The organism is Lentzea sp. NPDC036955 (assembly GCF_055608005.1).
Genome location: NZ_JBVJRC010000002.1, coordinates 832,006 through 856,826, shown reverse-complemented (window position 1 = coordinate 856,826; position 24,821 = coordinate 832,006). Strand labels below are relative to the sequence as shown.

Annotated in this window: 22 protein-coding genes and 1 pseudogene; 4 read left to right on the top strand and 19 right to left on the bottom strand. The window is 72.1% G+C overall.

Annotated elements, in window-relative coordinates; genetic code table 11:
* Nucleotides 1-35: 35 nt before the first annotated feature.
* The 14 genes and pseudogenes from ACZ7CF_RS08865 to ACZ7CF_RS08800 all read right to left on the bottom strand — a co-directional run.
* Nucleotides 36-425: pseudogene (locus ACZ7CF_RS08865) on the bottom strand (SRPBCC family protein); the annotation flags it as partial.
* Entirely contained in the window at nucleotides 422-1,993 is a 1,572-nt protein-coding gene (locus ACZ7CF_RS08860; protein ID WP_458432214.1) for an aldehyde dehydrogenase family protein, read from the bottom strand. The gene ACZ7CF_RS08860 and the pseudogene ACZ7CF_RS08865, both read right to left, overlap by 4 nt.
* Nucleotides 1,990-3,435, bottom strand: coding sequence for an FAD/NAD(P)-binding protein (locus ACZ7CF_RS08855; RefSeq protein WP_470369303.1), 1,446 nt, complete (start codon nucleotides 3,433-3,435; stop codon nucleotides 1,990-1,992). Before ACZ7CF_RS08855 ends, ACZ7CF_RS08860 begins: the two co-directional genes overlap by 4 nt.
* Nucleotides 3,428-4,711 carry a sulfate adenylyltransferase subunit 1 gene (locus tag ACZ7CF_RS08850; protein WP_360396657.1) on the bottom strand — a complete coding sequence of 428 codons (1,284 nt, stop codon included), beginning with the start codon at nucleotides 4,709-4,711 and terminating at the stop codon, nucleotides 3,428-3,430. The genes ACZ7CF_RS08855 and ACZ7CF_RS08850 overlap by 8 nt, the downstream gene beginning before the upstream one ends.
* Nucleotides 4,711-5,625, bottom strand: coding sequence for a sulfate adenylyltransferase subunit CysD (gene cysD, locus ACZ7CF_RS08845; RefSeq protein ID WP_360396659.1), 915 nt, complete (start codon nucleotides 5,623-5,625; stop codon nucleotides 4,711-4,713). Before cysD ends, ACZ7CF_RS08850 begins: the two co-directional genes overlap by 1 nt.
* On the bottom strand, nucleotides 5,622-6,242 hold the full coding sequence (gene cysC, locus ACZ7CF_RS08840; protein ID WP_470369302.1) for an adenylyl-sulfate kinase: 621 nt from the start codon (nucleotides 6,240-6,242) through the stop codon (nucleotides 5,622-5,624). Before cysC ends, cysD begins: the two co-directional genes overlap by 4 nt.
* Nucleotides 6,226-7,371 (bottom strand): acyl-CoA dehydrogenase family protein, encoded by a 1,146-nt coding sequence (locus ACZ7CF_RS08835; RefSeq protein ID WP_470369301.1) that lies wholly within the window; start codon nucleotides 7,369-7,371, stop codon nucleotides 6,226-6,228. The genes cysC and ACZ7CF_RS08835 overlap by 17 nt, the downstream gene beginning before the upstream one ends.
* 13 nt (nucleotides 7,372-7,384) lie before the next feature.
* Nucleotides 7,385-9,022 carry an AMP-binding protein gene (locus ACZ7CF_RS08830; RefSeq protein ID WP_360396665.1) on the bottom strand — a complete coding sequence of 546 codons (1,638 nt, stop codon included), beginning with the start codon at nucleotides 9,020-9,022 and terminating at the stop codon, nucleotides 7,385-7,387.
* A gap of 28 nt (nucleotides 9,023-9,050) precedes the next feature.
* On the bottom strand, nucleotides 9,051-9,803 hold the full coding sequence (locus tag ACZ7CF_RS08825) for an SDR family oxidoreductase (protein ID WP_360396667.1): 753 nt from the start codon (nucleotides 9,801-9,803) through the stop codon (nucleotides 9,051-9,053).
* Nucleotides 9,803-10,720, bottom strand: coding sequence for a sulfotransferase (locus ACZ7CF_RS08820; RefSeq protein WP_360396669.1), 918 nt, complete (start codon nucleotides 10,718-10,720; stop codon nucleotides 9,803-9,805). Before ACZ7CF_RS08820 ends, ACZ7CF_RS08825 begins: the two co-directional genes overlap by 1 nt.
* Nucleotides 10,720-11,610 (bottom strand): family 3 encapsulin nanocompartment shell protein, encoded by an 891-nt coding sequence (locus tag ACZ7CF_RS08815; RefSeq protein WP_360396671.1) that lies wholly within the window; start codon nucleotides 11,608-11,610, stop codon nucleotides 10,720-10,722. The genes ACZ7CF_RS08820 and ACZ7CF_RS08815 overlap by 1 nt, the downstream gene beginning before the upstream one ends.
* 20 nt (nucleotides 11,611-11,630) lie before the next feature.
* Nucleotides 11,631-12,419 carry a 2-amino-3,7-dideoxy-D-threo-hept-6-ulosonate synthase gene (locus ACZ7CF_RS08810; protein WP_360396673.1) on the bottom strand — a complete coding sequence of 263 codons (789 nt, stop codon included), beginning with the start codon at nucleotides 12,417-12,419 and terminating at the stop codon, nucleotides 11,631-11,633.
* A 31-nt stretch (nucleotides 12,420-12,450) separates the two neighbouring features.
* A complete protein-coding gene (locus ACZ7CF_RS08805; protein WP_360396675.1) occupies nucleotides 12,451-13,704 on the bottom strand; it encodes an aspartate kinase in 1,254 nt (417 codons plus the stop codon).
* Between the two features lie 282 nt (nucleotides 13,705-13,986).
* Entirely contained in the window at nucleotides 13,987-16,830 is a 2,844-nt protein-coding gene (locus tag ACZ7CF_RS08800) for a helix-turn-helix transcriptional regulator (protein WP_470369300.1), read from the bottom strand.
* 304 nt (nucleotides 16,831-17,134) lie between these two features.
* On the opposite strand from ACZ7CF_RS08800, the gene ACZ7CF_RS08795 reads away from it, so the two are divergent.
* Together ACZ7CF_RS08795 and ACZ7CF_RS08790 are read left to right on the top strand one after the other, a co-directional pair.
* Nucleotides 17,135-18,304 (top strand): MFS transporter, encoded by a 1,170-nt coding sequence (locus ACZ7CF_RS08795; RefSeq protein ID WP_360396679.1) that lies wholly within the window; start codon nucleotides 17,135-17,137, stop codon nucleotides 18,302-18,304.
* 69 nt (nucleotides 18,305-18,373) lie between these two features.
* Nucleotides 18,374-19,003 carry an HAD-IA family hydrolase gene (locus tag ACZ7CF_RS08790; RefSeq protein WP_360396681.1) on the top strand — a complete coding sequence of 210 codons (630 nt, stop codon included), beginning with the start codon at nucleotides 18,374-18,376 and terminating at the stop codon, nucleotides 19,001-19,003.
* Nucleotides 19,004-19,119: 116 nt separating this feature from the next.
* Here the strand turns inward: ACZ7CF_RS08790 and ACZ7CF_RS08785 are convergent, their stop codons facing one another.
* From ACZ7CF_RS08785 to ACZ7CF_RS08770, 4 genes are all read right to left on the bottom strand, one after another.
* Complete coding sequence (locus ACZ7CF_RS08785) at nucleotides 19,120-19,953, bottom strand: aldo/keto reductase (protein WP_470369299.1); 834 nt, start codon at nucleotides 19,951-19,953, stop codon at nucleotides 19,120-19,122.
* 30 nt (nucleotides 19,954-19,983) lie between these two features.
* Entirely contained in the window at nucleotides 19,984-20,382 is a 399-nt protein-coding gene (locus ACZ7CF_RS08780; protein WP_458432220.1) for an ASCH domain-containing protein, read from the bottom strand.
* Nucleotides 20,383-20,486: 104 nt separating this feature from the next.
* Nucleotides 20,487-20,831, bottom strand: a complete 345-nt coding sequence (locus ACZ7CF_RS08775) for an RNA polymerase-binding protein RbpA (protein WP_030466135.1) — start codon at nucleotides 20,829-20,831, stop codon at nucleotides 20,487-20,489.
* Between the two features lie 237 nt (nucleotides 20,832-21,068).
* Nucleotides 21,069-21,824 (bottom strand): thymidine kinase, encoded by a 756-nt coding sequence (locus ACZ7CF_RS08770; RefSeq protein ID WP_470369298.1) that lies wholly within the window; start codon nucleotides 21,822-21,824, stop codon nucleotides 21,069-21,071.
* A 328-nt stretch (nucleotides 21,825-22,152) separates the two neighbouring features.
* On the opposite strand from ACZ7CF_RS08770, the gene ACZ7CF_RS08765 reads away from it, so the two are divergent.
* Together ACZ7CF_RS08765 and ACZ7CF_RS08760 are read left to right on the top strand one after the other, a co-directional pair.
* Nucleotides 22,153-22,485 (top strand): PadR family transcriptional regulator, encoded by a 333-nt coding sequence (locus ACZ7CF_RS08765; protein ID WP_360396688.1) that lies wholly within the window; start codon nucleotides 22,153-22,155, stop codon nucleotides 22,483-22,485.
* Nucleotides 22,482-23,357, top strand: a complete 876-nt coding sequence (locus ACZ7CF_RS08760) for a hypothetical protein (protein ID WP_470369297.1) — start codon at nucleotides 22,482-22,484, stop codon at nucleotides 23,355-23,357. The genes ACZ7CF_RS08765 and ACZ7CF_RS08760 overlap by 4 nt, the downstream gene beginning before the upstream one ends.
* A gap of 41 nt (nucleotides 23,358-23,398) precedes the next feature.
* On the opposite strand, the gene ACZ7CF_RS08755 is transcribed toward ACZ7CF_RS08760, so the two are convergent.
* Entirely contained in the window at nucleotides 23,399-24,808 is a 1,410-nt protein-coding gene (locus ACZ7CF_RS08755; protein ID WP_470369296.1) for an MFS transporter, read from the bottom strand.
* Nucleotides 24,809-24,821: the final 13 nt, after the last annotated feature.

The window sequence follows — 24,821 nt, the reverse complement described above, 5'->3', positions numbered from 1 at the left end:
CCGGAGACGAGCTCCGCCGGACCGGCCAGTGCGTCGACGACGTCGGCGGCGGCGCGCAGCAGCACGCGGGCGAGCACCGGTTCGATCGCGCCGGCCAGGTGCGGCACGCTCGTGCGGAACGCCACCCGGTGCACGACGCGGCTGCCGGTGCCGTCGGGTTCGACCTCCCATGCGCCGCCGAAGTCGACGAAGTCGCCGCTGACCTGTTGGAACCGCACGACTCGCGCGTCGCGGTCGGTCTCGGTGCGCTGTGTCCAGCGGGCCAGTCCGCCGCGGAACCGCAGGGCGTACCGGTCGCCGTCGTCCGACGGTGCCACGGACTCGATGTCGGTGGCGGCGTCGGCGAAGCGGCCGGGGTGCAGCAGTTGGTCGAAGACCTCGTCGGCCGGTCGTGGTGTGCGCAGGACGACGCTGTGCTCGTTCACCGTGCTCCTCCCCGGTTGATGTTCACGCCCTGCAGGTGGGTCGTGCGCAGCATGAGGTAGTTGGCCTCGCCGAACACGCCGCCGGTGAGGCCGGTGCCGCCGTGGGTGGGCAGGAACGGGCGGAACGCGGAGTGCGAGTCGTTGACGTTGACCACGCCGCCGGAGGTCACTCCGGCGGCGACTTCGGCGACCAGCGCTTCGTCCTGGACCCAGAAGGAGTTGCGCAGGCCGTAGCGGTTGGCGTTGACGAACCGCACGATCTCGTCGAACAGTCCGTCGTGCTCTTCGGGGACGACGACCGGCAGCAGCGGTGAGAACGTTTCCTCCCGCACCGCGGGCATGTCGCGGGCGCGGTCGAAGCCGTCGACCCGCAGCACGGCGGGTTCCACGAAGAAGCCCGTGTCCGATGGTGTCCCGTCGACTTCGAGTCGTCGTCCGCCGTGCAGCAGTGTCGCGCCTCGGCGCACGGCGTCGGCGATGTCGGCGAAGTAGGCGTCGGCCATCAGCACCGGTGTGAGCACCACTCCGGGTTCGTCGGGGTAGCCGGGTTTCGTGGCGGCTGCGGCGGCCACCAGTTTCTCCAGCAGCGCGTCGGCGATGGCCGGGTGTGCGATGACGTGGTTGGGGATGTTGCAGATCTGCCCGGATTGGCGGAAGTTCTCCGTGATCGCCGCCGCCGCGCTGTCGAGGTCGGCGTCGGCCCACACGACCACGCAGTCGTTGCCGGCGAGCTCCAGCACGGGTTTCTTGCCCGCGGCGATGGCGGCGCGTTCGAACTCCAGGCCCTTGGCGCTGCCGCCGACGTAGACGATGTCGTTGACGTGCGGGCTTGTGAGCCACAGGTCGGTCATCGGTGGTCCGCAGAGGATGTTGAGCACTCCGGTGGGTGCTCCGGCTTCTTCCAGCACGGGTACGACGACCTCGCGCAGTGCGTGGGTGGTGGCCAGTGGGACGCCGCGGGGGGCGCGCACCACCACGGCGTTGCCCGCGAGCAGTGCGGTTGCGCCGAACAGGGCGTTCGGGGTCGAGGCGTTCTGCGGTGGGTTCACGCACACCACGCCGTCGGGTACGCGTCGCACGATCGCCTGTCCGCCGCAGCCGCGGTGCTTGGTGGTCTGCATCTGCGATGCGCACCAGGTCAGCGTCTCGGCGCTGAAGTCGGCCCGCCAGTACTCGTCCAGTGTCGGGCCTGCCAGGTCGCGGGGCTGTCCTTCGGCCACCAGGAGTTCGACGATGTCGTCGCGCTTCTCCCGGAGTCGTTCGCCGATGCGCATCCCGATCTCCAGGCGGTCGCGCAGTGGCACCCGTGCCCACTCCGGTGCCGCTCGCGCTGCTGCTTCCAGTGCGTCGGTCGCCATCCGGTCGTCCGCCAGGGCGCATCCGCCGACCACGGCGGGTCCGGCGGTGCGCGGGTCGGTCAGACCGGCGTCGAGGTCGCGTTTGAGCGCGAGCGCCGGCATCGTGTCTTCCAGCACGGCCCGTGCCGTCACCGTGTGCACGTACCGGCCCTGTGGGTGCTCGACGTCCTTGCCGTCGATGTAGGCCGGGTACATCAGCAGGTCGTTCATGTCATCACCCCTCGTCGCACGTGCGCGGCGATCTCCGCCGCCTGCGCCCGGATCTCCGGTACCGCGGTGCTCTCGAACTCCTCGCCCCGGCGCAGCGCGCCGAGTGTGAACACCCGTCGTGGCGTGCCCCACCGGTCCAGCACGCGGCCATCGGTGCCGGTCCGCACGCCGAGCCCGACCGGGTCGGGTCGCGCGGTGCCTTCCGCGACCAGCTCCCGCACCAGTGGGCCACCGTCGCGGCGGAAACCGGTCGCGTTGACCAGCCACCCCACCCGCAGCGCCTGTCCGCCGGTCAGGACGACTTCGAACCCGTCCTGCACGGGTGTCAGCGCTTCCACGCGGCCGCGGTGCAGCCGCAAGCGTCCTGAGGCGAGCAAGGCCCGCACCGCGCGGTGGGTGTCGGGTGCGGCTCGGTGCCGGTGCACGTTCCAGTAGTGGTGCACCCGTTCCAGGAACCGCCGTTGTTCTGCCACTCCCAGCTGTCGCCACAGCCGGCGGGTGTGCGGCCGGAGGTGGTCCACGAACTCGCGCCACCGCTCGGGGTCGGCGGACACGCAGCGGCGGGCGAACCGGAGCAGCTCGCCGAGCGAGCCGATCTGTTCCGGCGGGTCCGGGAAGGACGGTGCGCCCGGCTTGCGGCGGTGCGGGCGGGGGAGCAGTCCGTGCCGGGACACGGCGTGCAGCGGCGAGTCCGGTGCCAGGCTCACGGCGATGTCCATCATGGACAGTCCTGTGCCGAGCACCAGCACCGGTGCGCCAGCGGTGTCGGGCAACGGTCCGGCCCACGGGTCCGCGACGTAGCGCGGTGACCCGTCGGGCAGCAGGTCGGCGAGCGGGTCGCCGCCGCCCGCGCCCGGTGCGAGGACGGCGAAGTCGGCGTGCACCGGCCCGGTGCGGGCCAGTTCCACGGTGACGCCGTCGTCGCGGGTGGACAGTCCGACGGCGGTGTCGGCGACGTGCCGCACCACGGCCTGGCGGTCTGCCTGCTGGTTCTCGGCCCGCTGTTCCTCGGCGGCCAGGGTCTGGGCCAGGTAGCGCCCGTAGTCCCGGCGGGGCAGGAACGCTCCCGGTTCCGCTCCGCTCCAGCGCACGAAGTGCTCCGGGTCGTCGTCGAACGCGCTCATCTTCTCGGCGACGGTGTTGAGCAGGTGCCCGGGATCGCCGGTCCGGTACGCCCGGCCCGGCCCGAACTCGCCGCTGCGGTCCACCAGGACCAGCTCGACGGGGACGCCGGAGCGCAGCAGGTGCACCGCGGCCAGCGTGCCGCTCGCGCCCGCGCCGATGACGACGACCCGAACCCGCTCGTCGGTCACGGGGCGGTCCCGGTCGCCGGCGACGACCCGGTCGTGCTGACCCGTCACCGGGCGGCCGCCGGCGCCGTCCTGCTCACCGGCGGCCGCCCGGACGCGTTCTTCCGCGACGCCCCGGTCCCGCTCACCCATCACCGCGCCCGTCGGTCACCGCCGAGAGCGTGTCGCCGACCTGGCCCGCGGCGAGGGTGTTGCCGCCGTTGGGGTCGATGAGCAGGAACGCGCCGGTCGCGACGCAGTCGGTGTAGTCGTCGAACGGCAGGGCGTCGGCGACCTCCAGGCGCACCTGGCCGATCTCGTTGAGCTCCAGGCACTCCGGGTCGCGTTCGAGCACGAGCTCCTGCTCGTCGAACCGGGCGGCCAGGCTCGGGACCCGGCACTTCGTGGTGCGCGTGCCGTGCCTGAGCAGCACCCGCGCACCGGGGCGCAGGGGTTCCTCGGCGAGCCAGCACACGGTGGCGGTGAGTTCGGCGGCCAGCTCCGGCAGGCGGTCGGCGGCGGCGATCAGGTCGCCGCGGCTCACCGGCAGGTCGTCGGCCAGCGTGAGGGCCACCGGCTGCCCGACGGTCGCCTCGTCGACCGGGCCGTCGGGGGTGCCGATCTCGGTCACCGTCGAGCGGGTGCCGGCGGGTAGCACCACGACCTCGTCGCCGGTCCGCACGGCGCCGGCGGCGATCTGCCCGGCGTAGGCGCGGTAGTCGTTGTCGCCGTCGCGCAGCACGTACTGCACCGGCACCCGCAGGCCCACGTCGCAGCCGCGGTCGTCGGGCTGCACGGTCTCCAGGTGTTCCAGCAGTGTCGGTCCGTCGTACCACGGGGTGTTCTCGGAGCGGGTCACGACGTTGTCGCCGGTCAGGGCCGACAGCGGGATGGTGGTGATCTGCTCTGGCCGGAAGCCCAGCGACTGCGCGTGTGCGACGAACTCCTCGCGCACGGAGGTGTAGGTCTCCTCGGAGAAGTCGACCAGGTCGAGCTTGTTGACCGCGAGCGTGATGCCGGGAACGCCCAGCATCGCCATCACGGCCAGGTGCCGGCGCGTCTGGGGGAGCACGCCCTTGCGCGCGTCGGTCAGCAGCACCGCGTGGTCCGCGGTCGACGCACCGGTCACGGTGTTGCGCAGGTAGTGCACGTGACCGGGGGTGTCGGCGAGCACGAAGGTGCGTTTGGCCGTGGCGAAGTAGCGGTAGGCGACGTCGATGGTGATGCCCTGCTCGCGTTCGGCCCGCAGGCCGTCCACCAGCAGCGAGAGGTCGGGGTTGTCGAGCCCGCGTTCCTCGCTGCTGCGCAGCACGGCGTCGATCTGGTCGCTGAGCACGGACTTGGTGTCGTAGAGCAGCCTGCCGACCAGGGTGGACTTGCCGTCGTCCACGCTGCCCGCCGTCACCAGTCGCAACAGGTCGGACGTCATCAGAAGTACCCCTCCCGCTTGCGGTCCTCCATGGCGGCCTCGGACATGCGGTCGTCGGCCCTGCTGGCACCGCGCTCGGTGAGCCGGCTCGCCTTGATCTCCTCGATGATGTCGGTGACCGTGGCCGCGTCGGACTCCACGGCACCGGTGCAGGAACCGTCGCCGACGGTGCGGTAGCGCACGGTCTTCTCGACGGTCTCCTCGTCGTCGGCCGGACCACCCCACTGCCCGGAGGTCAGCCACATGCCGTCGCGCAGGAACACCTTGCGCTGGTGGGCGAAGTACAGCGAGGGCAGCTCGATGTCGCGGGCCTCGACGTAGCGCCACACGTCCAGCTCGGTCCAGTTCGAGATCGGGAACACCCGCACGTGCTCACCGGGGGAGTGCATGCCGTTGTAGAGGTTCCACAGCTCCACGCGCTGGCGGCGCGGGTCCCAGCGGCCGAAGCTGTCGCGGACGCTGAAGATCCGCTCCTTGGCCCGTGAGCGCTCCTCGTCACGGCGGCCGCCGCCGATCACCGCGTCGAACTTCTGCTCGGTGATCGTGTCGAGCAGCGGCACGGTCTGCAGCGGGTTGCGCATCCCGTCCGCGCGTTCCTGCACCGCGCCCTTGTCGATCCAGTCCTGGACCTCCGCGACGTGCAGCCGCAGCCCGAAGCGGTCCACGATGTCGTCGCGGAACTGCAGCACCTCGGGGAAGTTGTGGCCGGTGTCGACGTGCACCAGGGTGAACGGCGGTGCGATGGGGGCGAACGCGCGCACCGCCAGGTGCACCAGGACCGTGGAGTCCTTGCCGCCGGAGAACAGCAGTGCGGGCCGGTCGAACTCGCCCGCCACCTCCCGCAGCACGTGGATCGCCTCGGCCTCCAGCTGTTCGATGCCGGTGACCGCTTTTTCCTTGGCCGGCGCGCTCATCGCAGCACCACCTCCCGGATGTCCTGTTCACGGCGTTCGGACTCGCAGCGCTCCAGGGCGCGTTCGATCATCTCGACGCTCTCCTGCACGCTCAGCGACGCGGTGTCGACGAGCACGTCGGGGGAGGCGGGTGCCTCGTAGACGTCGCTGACCCCGGTCATCGCCTCGACCTGGCCGGCGTCGGCCTTGGCGTAGAGGCCCTTGACGTCGCGTTCGGCGCACACCTGCACCGGTGCGTCGACGTAGACCTCGACGAACGTCAGGCCCGCCGCCTCGTGCGCGGCGCGGACCTCCTCGCGCACCTCGCGGAACGGTGCGATCACCGACACCACCGACAGCACGCCGTGGGAGGCGAGCATGGCGGCGAGCTTGCCGATGCGGCGGATGTTCTCGGTGCGGTCGTGCTTGCTGAACCCCAGCTCGGGGAAGAAGTCCTTGCGCACGGCGTCACCGTCGAGGTGCTGCACCGCACGGCGGTCGCGCAGCCGCTCGACCAGCTCCCGGCCCAGTGTCGACTTGCCCGAGCTGGGCAGCCCGGTCAGCCACAGCGTGGTGGTCACGTGTTCCTCCTTGTCCAGTCGTGGTTTCGGTCCGGGCCCGTCAGGGCGCGTGCTCACGGCCCAGCAGCTCCCGTGCCACCACGAGCTTGGTGGCGTTCTCGGTGCCGTCGGCGATCTCCTGCCCGATGGCGTCGCGCACCCGCCGGCTCGCCGGGTGCTCGTCGCTCCAGCCGCGGTGGCCGAGCGTGAGCAGCGCCTGGTGCGCGGCGTCGACACCGACGCGCGGTGCCCACCACTTGGCCATGTTCGCCTCGGCGCGGTGCGGCAGCCCTGCGTCGGCGCGCCACAGCGCCTCGAAGGCGAGCAGCCGGGCCGCGTGCACCCGTGTGGCGTGTTCGACCAGTGGGAACGCCACGCCCTGGTGCTTGCCGATGACCTGCCCGAACGACTCGCGCTCACGGGCGTAGGCCAGTGCGTCGTCCAGTGCGGCCTGGGCGTTGGCCACGGCCAGCACGGCGATCAGTGCGCGGGAGTGGTCGAAGCCGCGCATCACCCCGCTGAAACCCTCGCCGACACCGCCGACGACCTCGTCGTCCGCGGCGCGCACGCCGTCGAAGTGCAGCGTGGCCCGGCCTCCCGCGCGCACACCGAGGTCGGTGAGCCGTTCGCGGGAGATGCCGTCGCGGTTGAGCGGGACGAAGAACGCGGTCACACCGCGCGCCCCGTCCTCGCCGGTGCGGGCGAACACCAGCCCGTGGGTGGCGTGCATCCCGAGCATGATCGAGGTCTTGGTGCCGGTGAGCAGCCAGCCCTCGCCGTCGTGTTCGGCGCGCAGCTCGATCGCGGCCGCGTCCGTGCCGTGCTCGGGTTCGGTGAGCACCAGTGCCACCACCGAGTCACCCGAGGCGACCGCCGGCAGCCACCGGCTCTGCTGCTGCGCGGTGCCGCTGCGGCCGATGATGCCGCCGATCAGCGCCGCGTTGAGCACCGGGTAGCACGCCGTCGCCTCGGCGCGGGCCAGCTGCTCCACCGCGATGCCGACCTCGACCGCGCCCAGCCCGCGGCCGCCGTGTTCCTCGGAGATCGCCAGACCGGTCAGCCCGGCCCGGCCCAGCTCGGCGAAGAACCCGGACCAGAACGTGCCCTCCCGGTCGTCGAGTGCCGCGTGCCGGGCGATGGTGTCCTGGGCGAACGCGCGGACCTTGTCGGCCAGCGCCTGTTGCTCGTCGGTGAACGAGAAGTCCATCTCCTGCCCTCCCTCAGCCGCTGACCAGCTGCTCGCGCAGCTTGAACTTCTGGACCTTGCCGCTGGGCGTCGTCGGCAGCTCACCGACGTGCTCGACGCGTTCGGGCCAGTACTGCTTGGCCATGCCCAGCCCGTCGAGGTGCTCGCGCAACGCCGGCAGCTGCGGTGGCTCGCCCTGTGCCACGATCACCGCGCACGCCCGCTCACCGAGCCGGTCGTCGGGGTAGGCCACCACCGCGACGTCCTTGATGTCGGGGTGGCGGCGCAACGCCGCCTCGACCTCCACCACGGGCACCTTCTCGCCGCCGCGGGAGATCACGTCCTTCTCCCGCCCGGCGATGCGGATGCCGCCGTGTCCGTCGTCGCGGGCCAGGTCACCGGTGTCGAACCAGCCGTCGGCGGTCACGTTGTCCGCGTAGACCTCCGGGCGTTCGAAGTAGCCCAGGCACTGGGTCGCGCCCCGCACCTGCAGCCTCCCCGTGGCTCCCGGCTCGACCAGGGCACCGTCCTCGTCGACGATGCGGACCTCCATGCCCGGCACCGGGGAGCCGTCGCTCTCGGCGGCCCGCATCTGCGGGTCCTCCGGCCGGGTGATCGTGGGGGCGCCGTTCTCGGTCATGCCCCACAACGCGTACAGCCGGCAGCCCAGCACGTCGCGGGCCTGCTCGACCAGCACCGGCGGGATCGGCGCGCTGCCGGTGGCGAACGTGCGCAGGCTCGACAGGTCGCGCTGCTGCTCGCGCTGGCGGTCGATCAGGTCCACCAGGAACGGTGGCGCGCCCATGAAGAACGTGACCTGCTCGGTTTCCAGGACGCGCAGCATCAGGTCGGCGTCCCAGTTGTCGATGTGCACGCACGTGGCGCCGAGCAGCAGCGGCATCGTGAAGTTCCACGTCCACCCGGCGTTGTGGGTGGTGGGGGAGCCCATCGCGGTGACCTCGTCGTCGCGCAGGTGCAGCGCGTCGATCTGCATGCGGTTGGTGGCGTGCAACGTGTTGTGGCTGTGCATCACGCCCTTGGGCTCACCGGTCGTGCCCGAGGTGAACATGACGTAGGCCAGGTCGTCGGGCTTGGCCTCACGGCCCTCGATGTCACCGAAGACCGCGCCCTCGGTGCCGGGTTCGCCCAGCAGCGCGGTGTCGAAGTCCCGGGCGTCACCGAGGTCGGCGTCCGAGCCGGCGGCGCCGACCAGGACACGTTCCCTGATCGACGCCACCTCGCGGGCGACCTCCTCGCTGAGACGGGCGTGCGAGAAACCGCGGTGCTCGACCGGTCCGATGTAGACCGGGCTCTTCGTCAGGGTCGTCATGAACGCCAGCTCGCGGCGGCGCATGATCGGCAGCACCGGTCCGGCGACCGCGCCGATGCGGGCGCACGCCAGCGTTGTCGCGAGCAGCTGCCAGGAGTTCGGCAGCTGCAGCGTCACCACGTCACCGCGTTCGACGCCGAGGCCGGCCAGTCCCGCCGCGATCCGCTCGACTCGGCGTTCCAGTTCGGCGTAGGTCAGCGTCTCGGTGTCGCGGCCGTCGGTGTGCCACACGACGACCGCGCGCCGGTCGGGGTGCTCCCGCGCCGCCCGGCGCAGGTCGTCGACGAGCGTCTCGTCGGTGCGCCACCACCCGTTGGCGCGGTAGGTCTCGGCCAGGTCCATCGTTCTCACTCCTGTCGCGGGGTCGTGGTCACACCGGCGCGCGCGTGTTGCCGCCGTCGACCAGCAGCAGCGCGCCCGTGACGAAGGCGGCCTGCCGGGAGGCGAGGAACGCGGCCAGCGCACCGAAGTCGTCCGGGTCGCCGACGCGGCGCAGCGGTACCTCGGCGGCCGCGGCGGAGGTGTCCTCACCGGACGGTCCGCGCAGCGCCGGGGTGTCGTGGTAGCCGGGTGCGAGGACGTTGACCGTCACACCGCTGTCGCCGAAGGCGTGCACGAGGTTGCGGGCGTAGGACAGCACCCCCTGCCGGGCCACCCCGGACAGCACGTTGTGCGGCATCGGCTGGCGCACCGCCTCCGAGGTGATCATCAACACCCGCCCGTCGCGGCGCAGGTGCGGTGTCGCGGCCTTCACCAGCGCCACGTGGGGGATGAGCGCGGTGTCGACGGCCCGGCGGTAGTCCTCGGGCCCGAAGTCGGCGACCGGGCCCTGCACGACCCCGCCGGTGTGGCTGACCACGACGTCGATCCCGCCGAACTCGGCCACGGCGCTGTCCACCCAGCGCTGCACCGCGCCGTCGATGCCGACGTCGGCGATCTGGGCGTGCACCCGGCCACCGCCCAGCGCCTCCAGCTTGCCGCGCGCCTCGGTGAGCCGGTCGCGGTCGCGGCCGCAGATCGACACGTCCGCGCCCTCGGTCACCAGGGCGCGGGCCACACCGAGCCCGAGGCCGCTGCTGGCGCACGCCACGAGGGCGACCTTGCCGTCCAGTCCGAGGTCCATCAGCCCTCCCTGCCCGCGCGCACCGGGTAGCCGTAGCGCACCAGCTGCGGTGCCGCGGCGGCCGTGGTGAACGCCCTGGGCTTCCACGGCAGGTCGGTGCGCCACCGGCCGTCGGCCTTGATCAGCACCTGACCGTGGTGGAAGCGGTCCGGGTTGCCGGTCACCGTGTGGTTCACGCCCAGCTCGACCGTGCCGCCCGCGGTCACCGGGACGCTGCCCGGGATGCCCGCGAACGCCATCACCTCACCGATCACCTCGTCCGGGCGTGCGGAGAAGTCCTCGTGACGCACCCGCAGGTACCGGTCGTGGCCGGCCAGCGCCAGCAGGTCGGAGGCGGCGTTGACCGCGCTCCAGTAACCGGTGCTGCGGGCCGCGCTCATGCGCGTCACGTAGCTCTTGTCCTTGCGGTAGGAGTGCGCGGTGGCCCGTGCGTCGCGGACCACGTGCAGCACCCGCACGTCCAGGTCGTCACGGCCCAGCAGCGCCGCGGCCTCCGCGGGGTACTTCGAGCTGTCCACGACCACCTCGGCACCGGCGGCGCGTGCGGCGGCGCGGTAGAGCTCGGTGGTCACCCCGGTCACCCACCGCACGTCCGGGGGTGTGCGCAGCGGGCCGAGCGACTCCGCCAGGCGCAGCGGGGTGTGGCGGGCGCGCAACCGGGTGGCCTGCACGGCCTCGACCGCCTCGGCGACGTGCCGGTCGGCGGCCACCTCCTCGGCCAGCACCTGCGACCACACCGGGCAGCCGGTCAGCGGTTCACCGCAGCCGCAGCTGGAGTTCGTGCCCCGCGTGAGGATGCCGTTGCGCCACAGGTAGTGCAGCTCGCCCACGTGGACCGCGTGCGGGGTCTCGTTGAGGACGTTGCCGATCATCGTGCTGCCGCAGCGCATCATGCCGGTGACGTAGAGGACCCGCATCAGCGCGCACCCTCCTGCTCCACGAGCACGAAGTGCTGCGGCAGGTGCACCGCGAGACCCATGCGGCTGCCCGCCTCCAGCAGGTCACCGCCGTCCGGGGCGGCACCGCGGCGCAGCGTCAGGTGCGAGATGCCGGGGTCCAGGAACGTGGTGGCGGCGCGGAAGTCACCGAGCAGCACCTGGTGCTCCGGGATCATCCTGGTCCGCGCGATCCGCACGCCCGCCTCGGCGAGCCGGCCCAGCAGCCCGGACTCCACGGCCTGCCAGTACACGGCGTTGTGCGCCACGATCCCGTCGCACGACCCACCGGTTTCCTCGACCAGTGCCGCCGCCCTGGTGAGCAGGTCCACCGGCCGGCAGTCGACGGTCATGCGGCGGGCCTCCGGCAGCTCCAGCAGACCGGGCACCGCGCCGTCGTCGCTGCCGCGCAGCAGCACCTGGTTCTCCGTGGTGCCGAACCGCACGATCAGCCGGAAGTCGATGAACGCCGCCAGCAGCCGCGGGTGCTCCAGCAGGCCGGCGGGCACCGGCAGCGACACCCCGATGTCGGTGAGCTTCGCCGCGTCCAGCAGCGGCTGGAACCCCGCCTCCGGGGTCGTGTCGAACGTGACGCCCGAGCGTTGCCCGCGGTCGGACTCCGGCTGCGGTTCCCGCACGAACGGCGTGTCGCCATCGCGGACCGTCGCCATCTTCATCAGCTGCCGCACGGTGAACCGCGGTCGTTCGGCGAACAGCGGGAACGCCGTGGGCAGGTAGCCGCGGTAGGTGACGGTCACGTCCTCCGCGCGGTTGCCGAACGCCGCGGCCTGTGCGAACTCCGAGCCGGGCGAGCTCTCGGTCATCGCCGGGTCGGCCAGCAGCTGCCGCATCTGCTTGATCTGAGCAGTCATGAGTGCCTTTCCTCCCCGGTTCAGGCCGCGATCGCCATGCGGCCGTGCACGACGTCACCGATGTCCCTGGCCAACCGGCCGGGAGTGGGGTGCTGGAAGATGTTGCGGCCCATGGCGAGCCCGGCCGCTCCCGCCCGCATGGTGGCGGCGACGCGCTGCAGCAGCTCCCGCCGGTCGTCCACCGGTGCCCCGCCCGCGACCAGCACGGGGATCGGGCAGGCGCGCACCACGTCCGACAACGCGTCCGCCGTGCCGGGGTAGGTGACCTTCACCAGGTCCGCGCCCAGGTCCGCCGCGAGCGTGGCGGAGTGCCGCACCAGCTCGGTGTCGGTGCCGTCGTCGATCTGCGGGCCGCGGGCGTACATCATGGCCAGCAGCGGCACACCCCAGCGGTCGGTCTCCTCCGCGGTGCGGGCGAGGTCGGCGATCTGCTCGGCCTCCTGCTGCGAGCCCATGTTCACGTGCACGCTCACCGCGTCCGCGCCCAGCCGCAACGCGGCCTCCACGCTGGTGACGAGGTACTTGGCGTCCGGGTCGGGGGCGTGTGCGGTGCTCGCGCTCAGGTGCACGATCAGGGAGGTGTCGACGAACAGCTTCGGGTCGAGGTGGCGGACGGTGCCCTTGTGCAGCACCACCGCGTCGACCTTGGCGGCGACGAGCTGGCCGATCAGGTCGCCCAGGGAGTCGTCGGGGGTCACCGGTCCGTCGGCGACGGAGTGGTCGAGCGGGACGACCAGCAACCGCCCGTCGCCGTTGCGGTCGATGCGGTTCAGGCGCAGCTTCGCGCCGAAGGATTGCGGCTGGTTCACCGGAACTGGCTCCTTTCGCACAGTGGTGGGGTCAGGCGGGCAGTGCGCTGTCGGGGTCGTGCAGCCCGAAGCGCTCGTGCAGCGTCCGCACGGCGTCGTGCACGCGGTCGCGGGCCACCAGGAACGTCGTGCGTTCCTGGCTGCACGACACGCATTCGGCCGGGATGCCCGCTGTTGTCAGGGCGTTGAGGCCCAGCGCGGTGAGGCCGGGCCGGCTGAGCAGGCCGGTGCCGACGGCGCAGACCCGGCCGAGGTCCTGGCGCAGGGTGACCGCGCAGTCGTCGTCGGGCAGCTCACCGCGCACCGCGCCGGCCGCGTCGTCCGCGGCGGTGTCGGTGACGCAGAACCGCATCCGCAGCGGAGCGCCGCGGTGCGACAGCCACTGCACCGAGTCGACCGCGATTCCCAGGCGCGCCACCGCTTCCAGCACGCGCGCACCGCCGTCAGCCGGGTCCCGCCCTGCCTCGACCACGACCTGGGTGACCTTGTCGTCGTGGGTCACCGCCACCACACCGGCGCGTCCTTCCAGGACGTCCGAGTCGAGCATCGCCGCTCTCCCTCCGAAGATCGTGCTTCCCTCGCCGAGCCCGGCCGAGTCGCGCACCACGATGTCCACGCCGTGCGCCGCGGCCAGCTCGACCGACCGCGGGTGCAGCACCCGTGCGCCGGAGAACGCCATCTCGGCCATCACCGCGGCCGGCAGCCGCTGCAACAGCCCGGCACCGGGCACCACCCTGGGATCGGCGCTGGCGACTCCGAGGACGTCGGTGTAGATCTCGCACACCGGCGCGCCGTGGGCGACGGCCAGCGCGACCGCCGAGGTGTCCGACCCGCCGCGGCCCAGCGTGACCACCGCGCCCTCCTCGTCGAGGGCCTGGAAACCGGCCACGACCACGACGTGGCCGCGGTCTAGCCACTGCCGCACCGTGCCGGTGTCGATCGAGGCGATCACCCCGGCACCGGGCGGGCCCACCGCCTTGAGGCCGGCCTCCGGCCCGGACAGCGACACCGCCGGCACGTCCAGCTCGCGCAACGCGATGGCGAGCAACGCCGCGGAGGCCAGCTCACCGGTGGCGAGCAGCTTGTCGGTCTCCCTCGGGTCCGGTGACGTGCTGACCGCCGTGGCCGCCCGGACCAGCTCATCGGTCGTGGCACCCCGTGCGGACACCACGACGACCACCTCGGCGCCGGCCCGGTGGGTCTGCGCCACCCGCCGCGCCACCGCCGCCACCTGGGCGTCGTCGGCCAGCGAGCTGCCCCCGTACTTCTGGATGCTGATCTGCATGCCACTCCGTCCGGAATAAGTCCAGAAGGGAAGTCGAATTCGCTCAGAACCGGTCCGAGCAGCGCCACTCGTGGTGGGCTCGAACTCGTCGCGAATTAGAAGTTCCCCGTGGCGGGGGTCCGTGAAGCTCGCTCAAATCCATGAACCTGCGCGCGGCGAATGCCGAATGCGTGCGGCGCTTCTCACGTGAATGAGTGAGGCCAGATGGCGGTGAAAGAAAAAGAACGCCCGCCGGTGGCACCGGCGGGCGTTCGGAGGTCGGGGGACGGGGGCGGGGGTCGGTCAGGGGGTGCGGCGGGGTGCGCGGTCGCGGTCGTGGGCGATGACCTGCAGCGCCAGCTCGACCCGGTTGGTGACCTGCAGCTTCGTGAACGCGTTGCGCACGTGCGTGCCGATGGTGTTGGGGGAGAGGGTCAGCCGGGTGGCGATCGCCTTGTTCGTCAGGCCCTGGGCGACCAGCCGGGCCACCCTCACCTCGGTCTCGGTGAGGCTCGCCCACAGCTCCAGCGACGGCTCCGGCACCGCCTCCCGCGGCGGGCGGGTCTGCCGGGGGCCGTCGGCGAGGTAGCTGCCGGTGCGGCCGGGGGCCAGCGGGACACCGCACGCCGCCCACGTCTGCCGTGCCTGCTCCAGCAGCTCACGGGCCCGGTCGGGGTCGTCGTGGGCACGGGCCAGCCTGCCCGCGTCGGCCAGTGCGGCCGCGGCGGCCGCCCGCCGGTCGCTCAGCCGGTTCAGCTCCGCGGCGCGGACCACCGCGTCCGGGTCACCGTCGCGCAGGCCCGTGGCGTGCGCGGCCGCGGCGGCCACGCCCAGCACACCGGGGTTGAGCTCGCTGAGCTGCTGCGCGACCCGCACGACCTGGTTGACGCGGTGCTCGTCGGCGCGCCGGCGGGCCAGCCCTACCAGCACCGGTGCGACCGGTGACGGCGCGGTGGCCGTGATCGCCAGCAGGTCCGCGCCGCTGAGCAGCCCCTCGGCGACCTCGGCCGCCTCGTCGTGCCGGTCAGCCGCGCACAGCCACAGCACCCGCCGCCACGCCAGCCGGGCCGCCCCGGCACCGCGGCCGCCGACCTGCTCGGCCTCCCGCAGGTTCGCCTCGGCCGCCCCCAGGTCACCCAGCCCCGTGCGGATCTCCGCGAGCAGCAGCAACGCCCGCCCCAGCAGCGGCGTGAACGGCCGGTCCCTGGCGCTGCGCACCGCCAGCTCGGCATCGGACTCCGCGGTGCGCAGCCGGCCGCTGGCCAGGTGCGCCCTGGCCCGGTGGTACTGCCAGCGCGGCATCGGCCACGCCGTCCCCAGCTGGGCCGACTCACCGGCCACCACGGTCAGCGTCGAGTGCACCTCGTCGAACCGGTCCAGCGCCACCAGCGGCGCGCACAGCCACAACCGGGAGTGGTGCCTGCGCGGGAACGGCCCGGTCCGGTCGGCCTCCCGCACGGCGGCCCTGGCCAGCTCCAGCGACCGGCTCAGCTCTCCGCGGCGCAACGCGACCTGCGCCCGTGCCGCGGACCCGAACACCACCGCCTCACCACCGGCTGCCCGCGCCCGTGCCGCGGCGCTCTCCGCAGCGTCGGTGTGCCCGGCGGCCGCGAGCCGGTAGGCCTGCACCGCCGCGAGGTCGGCCCGGTGCTGGTCGTCGAGGTCCGGCCGGGCCAGCGCACGCCGCGCGTACTCCACGACCACGTGGTCGTGACCGGGGTCGCGGCCGTCGGCCAGCTCGCCCAGCGCGCAGACCAGCCGCGTCTGCGTGGCGGGGCCGGGCACCCGGCTCAGCGCCCGCACCGCCAGGTCCCAGGCCTCACCCGTGCGCCCGGCCAGCGCGAGCAGCCGCACCGCCTCCACCACCAGCTCGTCACCGCCGGGGTGGTCGTCACCGACCACGTCCAGCAGCTTCACCGCCAGCTCAGCGGCCTCGACCGGGCCACCGGTGCGTTCCCGCACGGCCTTGCGCAGCGCCTCGACCACCGCGGGCGAACCCCGGCGGCCACCGCGTTCGAGGTGGCGCACGACCTCCGCCGGCGCACCGCCCTCCGCGGCGACGACGTCGGCGGCCTCGCGGTGCAGCGCGACCCGCACCGGCTCGGCCAGCCCCGCGTACACCACCCGGCGCACCAGCTCGCTGCGGAAGGCCAGGCCTCCGGTATCCGGTGCCAGCACCCCGGCCTCGACCAGCTGCGCGGCGGCCTGCAGCAGCTCGGGCACCGGCTTGCGCAACAACGCGGCCGCCTCGTGCACGGTGAACGCCCTGCCCAGCACCGCACCGGCGTGCAGCACGGCGGTGGGTGTCGCGGCCAGGTCACCCAGGGCGGCGCGGACGTCCGCGACCAGCCAGGACGGCAGCGGCTGCCGGTCGGCGTCGGCGGCGAGCACCGCCGTACCACCGCCGACCTGGATGTGCCCGGCCTCGTGCAACGCGCGCAGGACCCGTTCCGCGTCACCGTCGACGTCCGTCGCGATCGCGACCACTGCCGGGTCGGGCTCGGCGCCGAGCACCTGTGCGCACAGGCGCCGCGCGTCGTCCCCGGTCGGCCACCGCGCGGGCAGCAGCCGCGCACCGGCGTCCAGGAGCACGTCGACGACCCCGCGCACGGCGGGGGAGGCCTGCGCCGGGCGCAGCGAGAGCAGCCACAGCACCGGGGTGGTCGCCAGACCGGGGATCAGCACCCGCAGCGCCAGCGCCGTCGCGTCGTCGGCGTGGTGGAAGTCGTCCAGGCACACCAGCACGCCACCGTCACCGGCCAGCCCCACCAACTGTGCTCTGACCTGCCGCAACGCGGTCAGGTGGTCGACGTCGAAGTCGCGGTGGGCGTCGGGCACCCCGGCGCTGAGCGCCGCTCTGAGCGTGGACAGCGGTGCCACCCGGTCGACGTGGGTCGCGCGCCCGTGCACCACTCTCGTGCCCCTGCGCGCGGCCTCGGCCCGCGCGTGCCCGACCAGCGCTCTGCGCCCCAGCACGCCGTGCTGCTCGGCAACGAGCACGCTGCCCTCGCCGCGTTCGAGTGCGGCGAGGGCAGCGGTGACGAGCTCGGGGCTGCCGGGTGTTCGCGGTGCTCCCGGTGTTCGCTGTGCTCCCGGTGTTCGCTGTGTGGACGGTGCTGTGGCGGGCTGCTCGACGTCCTTGAGCACAGAGGTCCTCCCCGTCGGCGGACGTGGCGCGTCGTCACCCTCAGGCGCCGCGGTACTACTGCACGTACCCACTCGCTCACCCGCTTGAACCGCCCATCCAGGTGCTAATCGGACATCCGTGGCTGAGCTGATCCCGTGACGACTTTGGTTGGTCCTACGTGCGAAAATACGCGCAGATCCACCGGACCCGCGCCGAATGCCTGCGGGACCCCGTAGTCCGTCACGGGGAAATTTGCTTAGCCGTGAAGCGAGCTGAGAACCCTCTGCGCAATTGCGTTGTCGACGCGCACGCCTGGAGGGGGCAGTGAAGAGGATTTGGATATGGGCTTTGTTCAGCGGCGCGTTCGCGGTGGCGTGCACCGAATTCGCCGTCGTCGGACTGCTGCCCCAGATCGCGCGTGACCTGAACGTGTCGGAGGCGGCCGCGGGCCAGCTGGTGACGCTCAACGCCGTCGCGTTCGCCATCAGCGCCCCGGTGCTCGCCGCCGCCTGCCACCGGATGGACCGGCGCAAGGTCCTGTTCGGCGCGCTCATCGTGTTCGCCGTCGGGCACCTCACCGCCGGGCTCGCACCCAACTACGCGGTCCTGCTGGGCTCGCGCATCCTCTCCGGCGCCATGATGGGCCTCTACCTGGCCACCGCCATCGGTGCCGCCGCCCGCCTGGGCGGGGAGGAGAAGCGCGCCTCGAAGATCGCCACGATCCAGGCCGGCGTCAACACCGCCACCGCGCTGGGCGTGCCCATCAGCACCCTGCTCGGCCACCAGATGGGCTGGCGGGTCCCGATGCTCGTCATCGGCGGCATGGCGTTGCTGTCACTGGCGTTCATCGCCATCGCACTGCCGCCCACCGGTGCCGACGACGGCCCGCCGCTCAAGGTCCGCCTGCGCGCCATCCGCACCGCGCCCGTGCTCATCGGCCTCGCCGCGATCACCCTGTTCTGGGGTGCCTCGTTCACCGTCTACACCTACCTCGTGCCACTGCTGGAACAGCGCGCAGGCCTCGACAGCACGATGGTCATCGTCGTGCTCGTCATCGCCGGTGTCTGCGCCGTGGTCGGCAACGTCATCGGCGGCAAGGGAGCCGACACCGACTCCCGCAAGACGCTGCTCATCACCTCCGCCATCACCTCCGTGGCCCTGCTCGCCGTGCTGCCGATGTCCACCAGTGCCCTCCAGACCATCGCGCTCGTCGTGGTGTGGCAGCTGGCCGCCTGGTCGTTCGTCCCGGCGGTGCAGGCCGCGCTGTTCCAGGCGGCGGGGGAGGGCGGCGAGCTCGCGGTCTCGTTCGCCGTCTCGGCGTTCAACATCGGCATCGTCGCGGGCGCCGGCTTCGGCGGCATCGCACTCGACCAGTTCGGCCTGCCCGGCGTGGCCGTGCTCGGCGCGGCACTCAGCCTCGTGGCACTGGGCTTCGTCGTGCTGCTCGTCCGCCAGGTCGCGCGCCGCGAGCTCGCGGACACCACAGCGAAGTAACAGCACCGCGGTGAGGCCAGCCGGTCGTGACCGCCGTGACCCCTGCACCACCGGATCGAAGGGATGACCATGGGACTCGAATTCGACGCCGTCCTGTTCGACATGGACGGCACCCTGATCGACTCCACCGCCGCCGTGCGCAGGGCGTGGCACCGCTGGGCCGAGGAGGAAGGCGTCGACCCGGCCCGCCTCGCCGGCACGGAAGGCAAGCCCGCCAAGGACATCGTCGCCGCCCTGCTGCCACCGGACCGGCACGAGTCGGGCCTCGCCCACTACTCGCACATCGCCACCCACGACCTCGACGGCGTCGTCGTGCTGCCCGGCGCGCTCGACGCGACCACCGCCGTCGGCGACCGCAAGGCCATCGTCACCTCCTGCACCCGTGACGTGACCGACGCCCGCACGACCGCCGCCGGGTTACCCGTGACCGACGTGCTGGTGACCGCCGACGACGTCGACCGCGGCAAACCCGAACCCGTCCCGTACCTCAAGGCTGCCGAACAGCTCCACGTCGACCCGCGCCGCTGCCTGGCCGTGGAGGACACCGCCTCGGGTCTCGCCTCCGGTCGTGCCGCAGGCTGCACCACGCTGGGCGTCGGCACCGACCTGGACGCCGACATCGTCGTGCCCGACCTCTCCCACGTCCGCTTCGAGCTCGCGGGAGACCGCGTGACCCTCCACGTCCGCACCCCGGCCTGAGCATCTGCAAGTACCACCAACCTGTTCGCCACCCGCAGGGGCCGGAGGTGCTGTTGGCGGTGGTTACGAGCCTGTTGATGTCGAGTTGGTGGTACTTGCAGATGCGGGGGGAGCGGTCAGAGGACGTCCAGGGGTTCGGGGCCGTCCGGGGGAGGGAAGGCCGTGTCGAGGTCGGACAGGTCTTGGACGGTGAGGGCGAGGTCCACGGCCGCGGCGTTCTCCCGCACGTGCTCCGGGGAGCTGGACTTGGGGATGGCGGTGACACCGGGCCGGCGCAGCACCCACGCCAGCGCGACCTGCGCGGGGGAGGCGTCGTGGCGGCGGGCGACCTCCGCCAGCACCGGTGAACGCAGCAACCGGCCCTGCTCGACGGGGGAGTAGGCCATGACCGGGATGGACCGCTCCGCCAACCACGGCAGCAGGTCGTGCTCCGGCCCGCGGCGGCTGAGGTTGTAGAGGATCTGGTCGGTCTGGCAGAACCCGGACAACGCCGTCAGCTCGCTCATGTCGGCCACGTCGAAGTTGCTGACGCCCCAGTGCCGGATCTTGCCCGCCTCGACGAGCGCGGCGAACCCGTCGAGGGTCTGCTCGAACGGCACCCGCCCCCGCCAGTGCAGCAGGTACAGGTCGATCCGGTCGGTGCCGAGCCGCCGCAGGCTCGCCTCGCACGCCCGCACGGTGCCCGCCGCGCTGGCGTTGCGGGGGAGCACCTTCGACACGAGGAACACCTCGTCCCGCCGCCCCTCGACGGCCTCGCGCACGACCTCCTCGGCGCCGCCGTCGGCGTACATCTCGGCGGTGTCGACCAGCGTCATGCCCAGGTCGAGGCCCAGCCGCAGCGCGGTCACCTCGTCCGCGCGCGCTGCCCGCGACTCACCCAGGTGCCACGTGCCCAGGCCGAGGGAGGGGATGGACTCACCGGAGGGCAGCCGCACGTGCGTGGTCGTCATGCGCACAGGATGCCCGCCGCACCGCGCTTGTCACCCGTTGATCAGCCGGAACCACACGCACACGACAGGTGCCCGTCCGCTGGGCCGGCCACCGCCGTGCTCCGCCCAGAACCCGGCGTGCACCTCCCGCCAGTGCTCCACCGAGGTGAACCCCTCGCCCTCCGCCTCGGCGAGCTCCCAGCCGACCAGGTCGAACGGCGTCACGAGCACGGCCGTCACCTCGACCACCGCGAGCCGGTCACCGGCGCTGTCCACGAGCACCAGCCGCTCACCGACGTGCTCGGGCAGCTCACCCTCACCGGTGTAGCCGGCCAGCAGACCGGCGGTGGCCTGCTTCGTCCCGGCGAGCACCAGGGCGGTGAGCCGGTCGCGGTGCTCACCGGGCAGGCCGAGCTCGAGCGTGCGCAGTCCGTCCAGGCGTGGCCACATGATCAAGATCCTAGGCCGCACCCGGTGCGCCGCGTGCGGCTTTCCGGGCACGCAAAAAGCCGCCCCGGAAGGCGACCGGGACGGCTTGAGCGTCTGTGCTCGGATCAGGCCGTGCGGGTGCGGCGTCCGCGCAGCTCTTCGAGGCGCTCGTCGAGCAGCTCCTCGAGCTCGGGGATCGACCGGCGCTCCAGGAGCATGTCCCAGTGCGTGCGCGGCGGCTTGACCTTCTTCACCTCCGGCTCGACACCGTCGATGATCTTCGACTCGGTGCCGTGCAGACGGCACTCCCACGTCGGAGGCAGCTCGGCGTCGTCGGAGAACGGGACCTCGAAGTCGTGTCCCTTGGGGCAGGCGTACCGCGCTGCCCGGCGCGGAGCGAGATCGTGGTTGCGGTCGGTCTCGTAGCTGACTGCTCCGAGCCGGCTTCCACGCAAAACGCGGTCGGCCATGGCGGTGTCCTTTCGCTCGGCTCAGGGCCGGGGCCCAGGCTTCTTGCTCACCGTGTGCAACGCCCGGATTGCTCCGTTTGTTTCCGGTTCGCTCTCATGGTTGCCCACAGTGACGTCGTTCACTCGTCAACGAAGGCTTCCTACTAATGGATGCGATCGCTCAAGGATCGTGACGCGTTATCAAGCTACTGGGCTTATGCGTCACTCTAATGGCCTAGCAGGCCGCTGGGAAGTCGATCACGCCAACCGGAGTTGACCACTTTGTGCGACGTCAGGACCCAGATCACCTAGCCGGAAGTGACGCCGACAGAGGACCTGGTAGCGGACAGTAGTTTCCGTGGTATCGGTTACACAGTTGCTGTCCGTACCCGATCGGTGCTGTTCCGTGTCCGGCACCGTGTCGGCCACCAGAACCGTGTCCCCGGCCCGGATCACCCGTCCGGCCCGCACCCGCGCGTTGAACCGTCCCGGCACCCCGCACCAGCACAGGACCTCGACCTGGATCGCCTTCAGCTCGTCCGCGAGCTCGAACAGCCGCTGCGAGCCCGGGAACATCTCCCCGCGGAAGTCGGTGGCGAGCCCGAAGCAGTAGACGTCGACCTGGACGTCGTCCGCGAGCTCGGCCAGCTGCTCCACCTGGACGGGGGTGAGGAACTGCGCCTCGTCCACGATCAGGTAGTCCACCCGGCGGCCCTGCGCCCACTCGGCGCGCACCAGCCGGCGGAGATCGTCGTCGCGGATCTCCGCGGCCTCCCTGGTGATGCCGATGCGGCTGGAGATCTGCGGACGCCCCGACCGGTCGTGCCGCACCAGCAGCAGACCGCGCCGGCCCTGCCGCGAGTTGTTGTGGTCGATCTGCAGGGCGAGCGTGGACTTGCCGCAGTCCATCGGGCCGAAGAAGAACTTCAGGTGCCCCACCACCGGGGTGGTCCGCCGCGAACCCGCTACGGGCACGGCGGACAGGGCGTCTGTCGGATCGGGTAGGGCGTCCACGGCGGGTCACCCTAGTGCCTGGCCGGTGATCAACAGGAATCGGCTGATCAACGCCGACCGGCACCGCGGCGTCCCCGCGCTGTGTCGTTGTCCATCGTGCTCCTCCTGTTGTGCTCGCCGGCCCCGGTGGGCTGGAGATAGCCGGTGCGCCGGGGGCCGAAACATCACGTTTGAATACACCTCCACCGCCGGTACCAGGTCGGTTCGCTGCGCCATGGGATCGGAACAATTGTTTTCAGAGTCTCCATGGTTTCAGTGTTGACTGAAATAAGTACTTCGCCGATGTCCGGCTTCCCGATATAGCTCGCGTCACGATATATTCAGGCACATGAGTGGTCGGATCATGTCCGAGCAGGCGTTCCTGGTGCTCACCGCACTGGCCGAGGAGCCGCTGCACGGGTACGCGATCGTGCAGGCGGTGGAGCAGTTGTCGCAGGGCCGGACCGTGCTGCGCGTCGGCACGCTGTACGGGGTGCTGGACCGGTTGGTGGCCGACGGCCTGGCCGAGCGCGACCGCGAGGAGGTTCACCAGGGCCGCCTGCGGCGCTACTACCGGCTCACCGACTCGGGGGTGCGGGCGTTGCAGGCGGAGGTCGCCAGGCTCAGCGCGAACGTGCGCGCGGCGGCGGCGGTGCTGCGGGGGAGGGGGATCGAGGCATGAGCAACCTGGAGCGCCGCTACCGGCGGCTGCTGAAGGTCCTGCCGGGCTGGTACCGGCGTGACCGCGAGGAGGAGATGGTCAGCATCTTCCTCGCCGAGCGGACCGACGAGCTGGACCTGGAGCACAGCTGGCCGGGCTGGGGGGAGACGTGGGCGACGCTGGGCCTGGGGGTGCGCACCCACCTGGCCGCCGGCGCGGCGCTGGTGCACGTGCCGGACCGGGCGCGGTGGCGCGGTGAGGTCGTGCGCGCCCTGGGGGTGCTGGGGCTGCTGCTGGGCGTGTTCTACGCCGGTGCCGCCGCCCTGCACCTGGTGCTGACCCGCGGCGGTTCACCGTGGGTGCCGCCGGCCGCGTCCGTGCGGTGGTTCGAGCTCGCGCCGGTCGTGGCGTTCGCGGCGCTGCTGGCGGGCAGGCGCACGGTGGCGAAGGCGGTGGCCGCGCTTGCGGTGGTGCCGGTCGTGGTGGCGTTGTCGGAACCGGGGCCGGTGCTGTTCTCGCTGGCGTTCCAGGTGCCGTCGCTGGTGTTGTTCGCGTGTCTGTGCCTGGGTTTCCACCGGGAGGCACCGACGCCGCCCGTGCGCAGGCCGGCGTGGTGGGGTGGGGGAGCGCTGGTGCTGGGGCTGGGTGCCGGGCTCGCGCCGGGAGTCGGGCTGGTGGTCGTGGCGCTGCTGGCGGTCGCGGTGCGCGTGGTCGCCTACGTGCGCGGGGATGTGGTGCTGGGGAGGGCGCTGTCGGTCTTCGCGGCGTTGCTGCTGGTGCCGGTCGCGGTGCTGCTGGCCGGCGAGGTGACCTGGGTGGTGTGCGCGCTGGCCGTGCCGTTGGTGGGGAGCGTGGTCGCGCCGGTGCGGCGGGCGCGGGTGGCGTTGTCGTGACGGGGAAGGGGCGCTGACCGCGGTCAGCGCCCCTGAGCGGGTCAGACGAGGGTGGGTTCGGGGTTGCCGACGGCCTTGATGGCCCTGCGGACCGGCACGAAGATCAGCAGGACGAAGCCGGCGACGAAGAAGATGATCAGCGCGAGGATCGCGGGCCGCAGGCTGCCGGTGGCCTGGCCGACGCCCGCGAACACCAGCGGGCCGAGCCAGCTGGTGGAGCGCTCGCCGACCTCGTAGAGCGAGAAGTACTGCGCCTCGCGTCCTGGCGGGACCATCTGGCTGAACAGGCTGCGCGACAACGCGTTCGTGCCGCCCAGGACGATGCCGATGCCGGCGGCGACGAGGTAGAACTGCATCTCGTCACCGGCCTGCACGAAGAACGCCGCGGTGATGACGACGATCCACACGAGCAACGAGCCGAGGATCGTCTTCTTCGCGCCGACGCGCTTGGCGACGAAGCCGTGCAGCACGCCGCCGAGGAAGGCGACGAACTGGACGATCAGGATCACGGTGATCAGCGTCTGCTGCTCGAACTTGAGCTCGACGCTGCCGTACTGCGCGGAGACGTTCGCGACGGTGGCGATGCCGTCGGTGTAGATCAGGTAGGTGCCCAGGAACGCGAGGGTGAGCGGGAAGGCCTTGGCCTGGCGCAGGGTCGTGCCGAGCTCCTTGAAGCCGGCGGAGATGACCGAGGTGCCGTGTTCGCGGCCGTGCGGGTTCTGGTGCTCGGTGAGGGCGCGCAGCGGGATGATCGTGAACGCGGCCCACCAGATGCCGGAGATGACGAACGCGATGCGCGCGGCGTCACCGGAGCTGATGCCCAGCGAGTCGGCCGAGAGCGTGATGCCCAGCTGGACCGCGAGCGCCACGCCGCCGCCGAGGTAGCCGAAGGCCCAGCCGCGGCTGGAGACGGCGTCGCGTTCGTCGGGGGTGGCGATCTCGGGCAGGAACGCGTAGTAGACGACGACGCTGGAGCCGTAGCAGATGTTGGCGATGACGAAGAGGAGGACGCCGAGCTTCCAGTTGGTGCCCTCGACGGTGGCGAGGGCGATGGTGGCGGCCGAGCCGGTGAAGGCGAAGGCGCCGAGCATCTTCTTCTTGTTCTGGGTGCGGTCGGCGATGGCGCCCATGACCGGCAGGACGAGGACCTGGACCACCGTGGCGACGGAGAGCAGGTAGCCCCACAGGGACCCGGCGGGGAACTGCAGCCCGAGCAGCGTGAGGTCGCAGCGGTCGAAGGCGTTGTCGCCGGCGCACGGGGTGGCGCCGTTGAGCGCGCTGTCGGCCTTGGCGGCGTTCTCGGCGATGCTGGTGAGGTACAGCGAGAGGAAGACGGTGATCACGGACGTGGGGAACACGGAGTTCGCCACGTCGTACCAGACCCAGCCGCGCTGTTCCTTGCGGCGGCCGGCGGTGGTGGCGTCAGTGGGGTCGTCGCCCTTGACCTTCATGTCGGCGGACTGT

What these genes read in the sequence shown, in the direction of transcription:
- ACZ7CF_RS08860 (WP_458432214.1), bottom strand. Translation starts at nt 1,993, where the DNA reads ATGAACGACCTGCTGATGTACCCGGCCTACATCGACGGCAAGGACGTC.
- ACZ7CF_RS08855 (WP_470369303.1), bottom strand. Translation starts at nt 3,435, where the DNA reads ATGGGTGAGCGGGACCGGGGCGTCGCGGAAGAACGCGTCCGGGCGGCC.
- ACZ7CF_RS08850 (WP_360396657.1), bottom strand. Translation starts at nt 4,711, where the DNA reads ATGACGTCCGACCTGTTGCGACTGGTGACGGCGGGCAGCGTGGACGAC.
- cysD (WP_360396659.1), bottom strand. Translation starts at nt 5,625, where the DNA reads ATGAGCGCGCCGGCCAAGGAAAAAGCGGTCACCGGCATCGAACAGCTG.
- ACZ7CF_RS08835 (WP_470369301.1), bottom strand. Translation starts at nt 7,371, where the DNA reads ATGGACTTCTCGTTCACCGACGAGCAACAGGCGCTGGCCGACAAGGTC.
- ACZ7CF_RS08830 (WP_360396665.1), bottom strand. Translation starts at nt 9,022, where the DNA reads ATGGACCTGGCCGAGACCTACCGCGCCAACGGGTGGTGGCGCACCGAC.
- ACZ7CF_RS08825 (WP_360396667.1), bottom strand. Translation starts at nt 9,803, where the DNA reads ATGGACCTCGGACTGGACGGCAAGGTCGCCCTCGTGGCGTGCGCCAGC.
- ACZ7CF_RS08820 (WP_360396669.1), bottom strand. Translation starts at nt 10,720, where the DNA reads ATGCGGGTCCTCTACGTCACCGGCATGATGCGCTGCGGCAGCACGATG.
- ACZ7CF_RS08815 (WP_360396671.1), bottom strand. Translation starts at nt 11,610, where the DNA reads ATGACTGCTCAGATCAAGCAGATGCGGCAGCTGCTGGCCGACCCGGCG.
- ACZ7CF_RS08805 (WP_360396675.1), bottom strand. Translation starts at nt 13,704, where the DNA reads ATGCAGATCAGCATCCAGAAGTACGGGGGCAGCTCGCTGGCCGACGAC.
- ACZ7CF_RS08790 (WP_360396681.1), top strand. Translation starts at nt 18,374, where the DNA reads ATGGGACTCGAATTCGACGCCGTCCTGTTCGACATGGACGGCACCCTG.
- ACZ7CF_RS08785 (WP_470369299.1), bottom strand. Translation starts at nt 19,953, where the DNA reads ATGACGACCACGCACGTGCGGCTGCCCTCCGGTGAGTCCATCCCCTCC.
- ACZ7CF_RS08780 (WP_458432220.1), bottom strand. Translation starts at nt 20,382, where the DNA reads ATGTGGCCACGCCTGGACGGACTGCGCACGCTCGAGCTCGGCCTGCCC.
- ACZ7CF_RS08775 (WP_030466135.1), bottom strand. Translation starts at nt 20,831, where the DNA reads ATGGCCGACCGCGTTTTGCGTGGAAGCCGGCTCGGAGCAGTCAGCTAC.
- ACZ7CF_RS08765 (WP_360396688.1), top strand. Translation starts at nt 22,153, where the DNA reads ATGAGTGGTCGGATCATGTCCGAGCAGGCGTTCCTGGTGCTCACCGCA.
- ACZ7CF_RS08760 (WP_470369297.1), top strand. Translation starts at nt 22,482, where the DNA reads ATGAGCAACCTGGAGCGCCGCTACCGGCGGCTGCTGAAGGTCCTGCCG.
- ACZ7CF_RS08755 (WP_470369296.1), bottom strand. Translation starts at nt 24,808, where the DNA reads ATGAAGGTCAAGGGCGACGACCCCACTGACGCCACCACCGCCGGCCGC.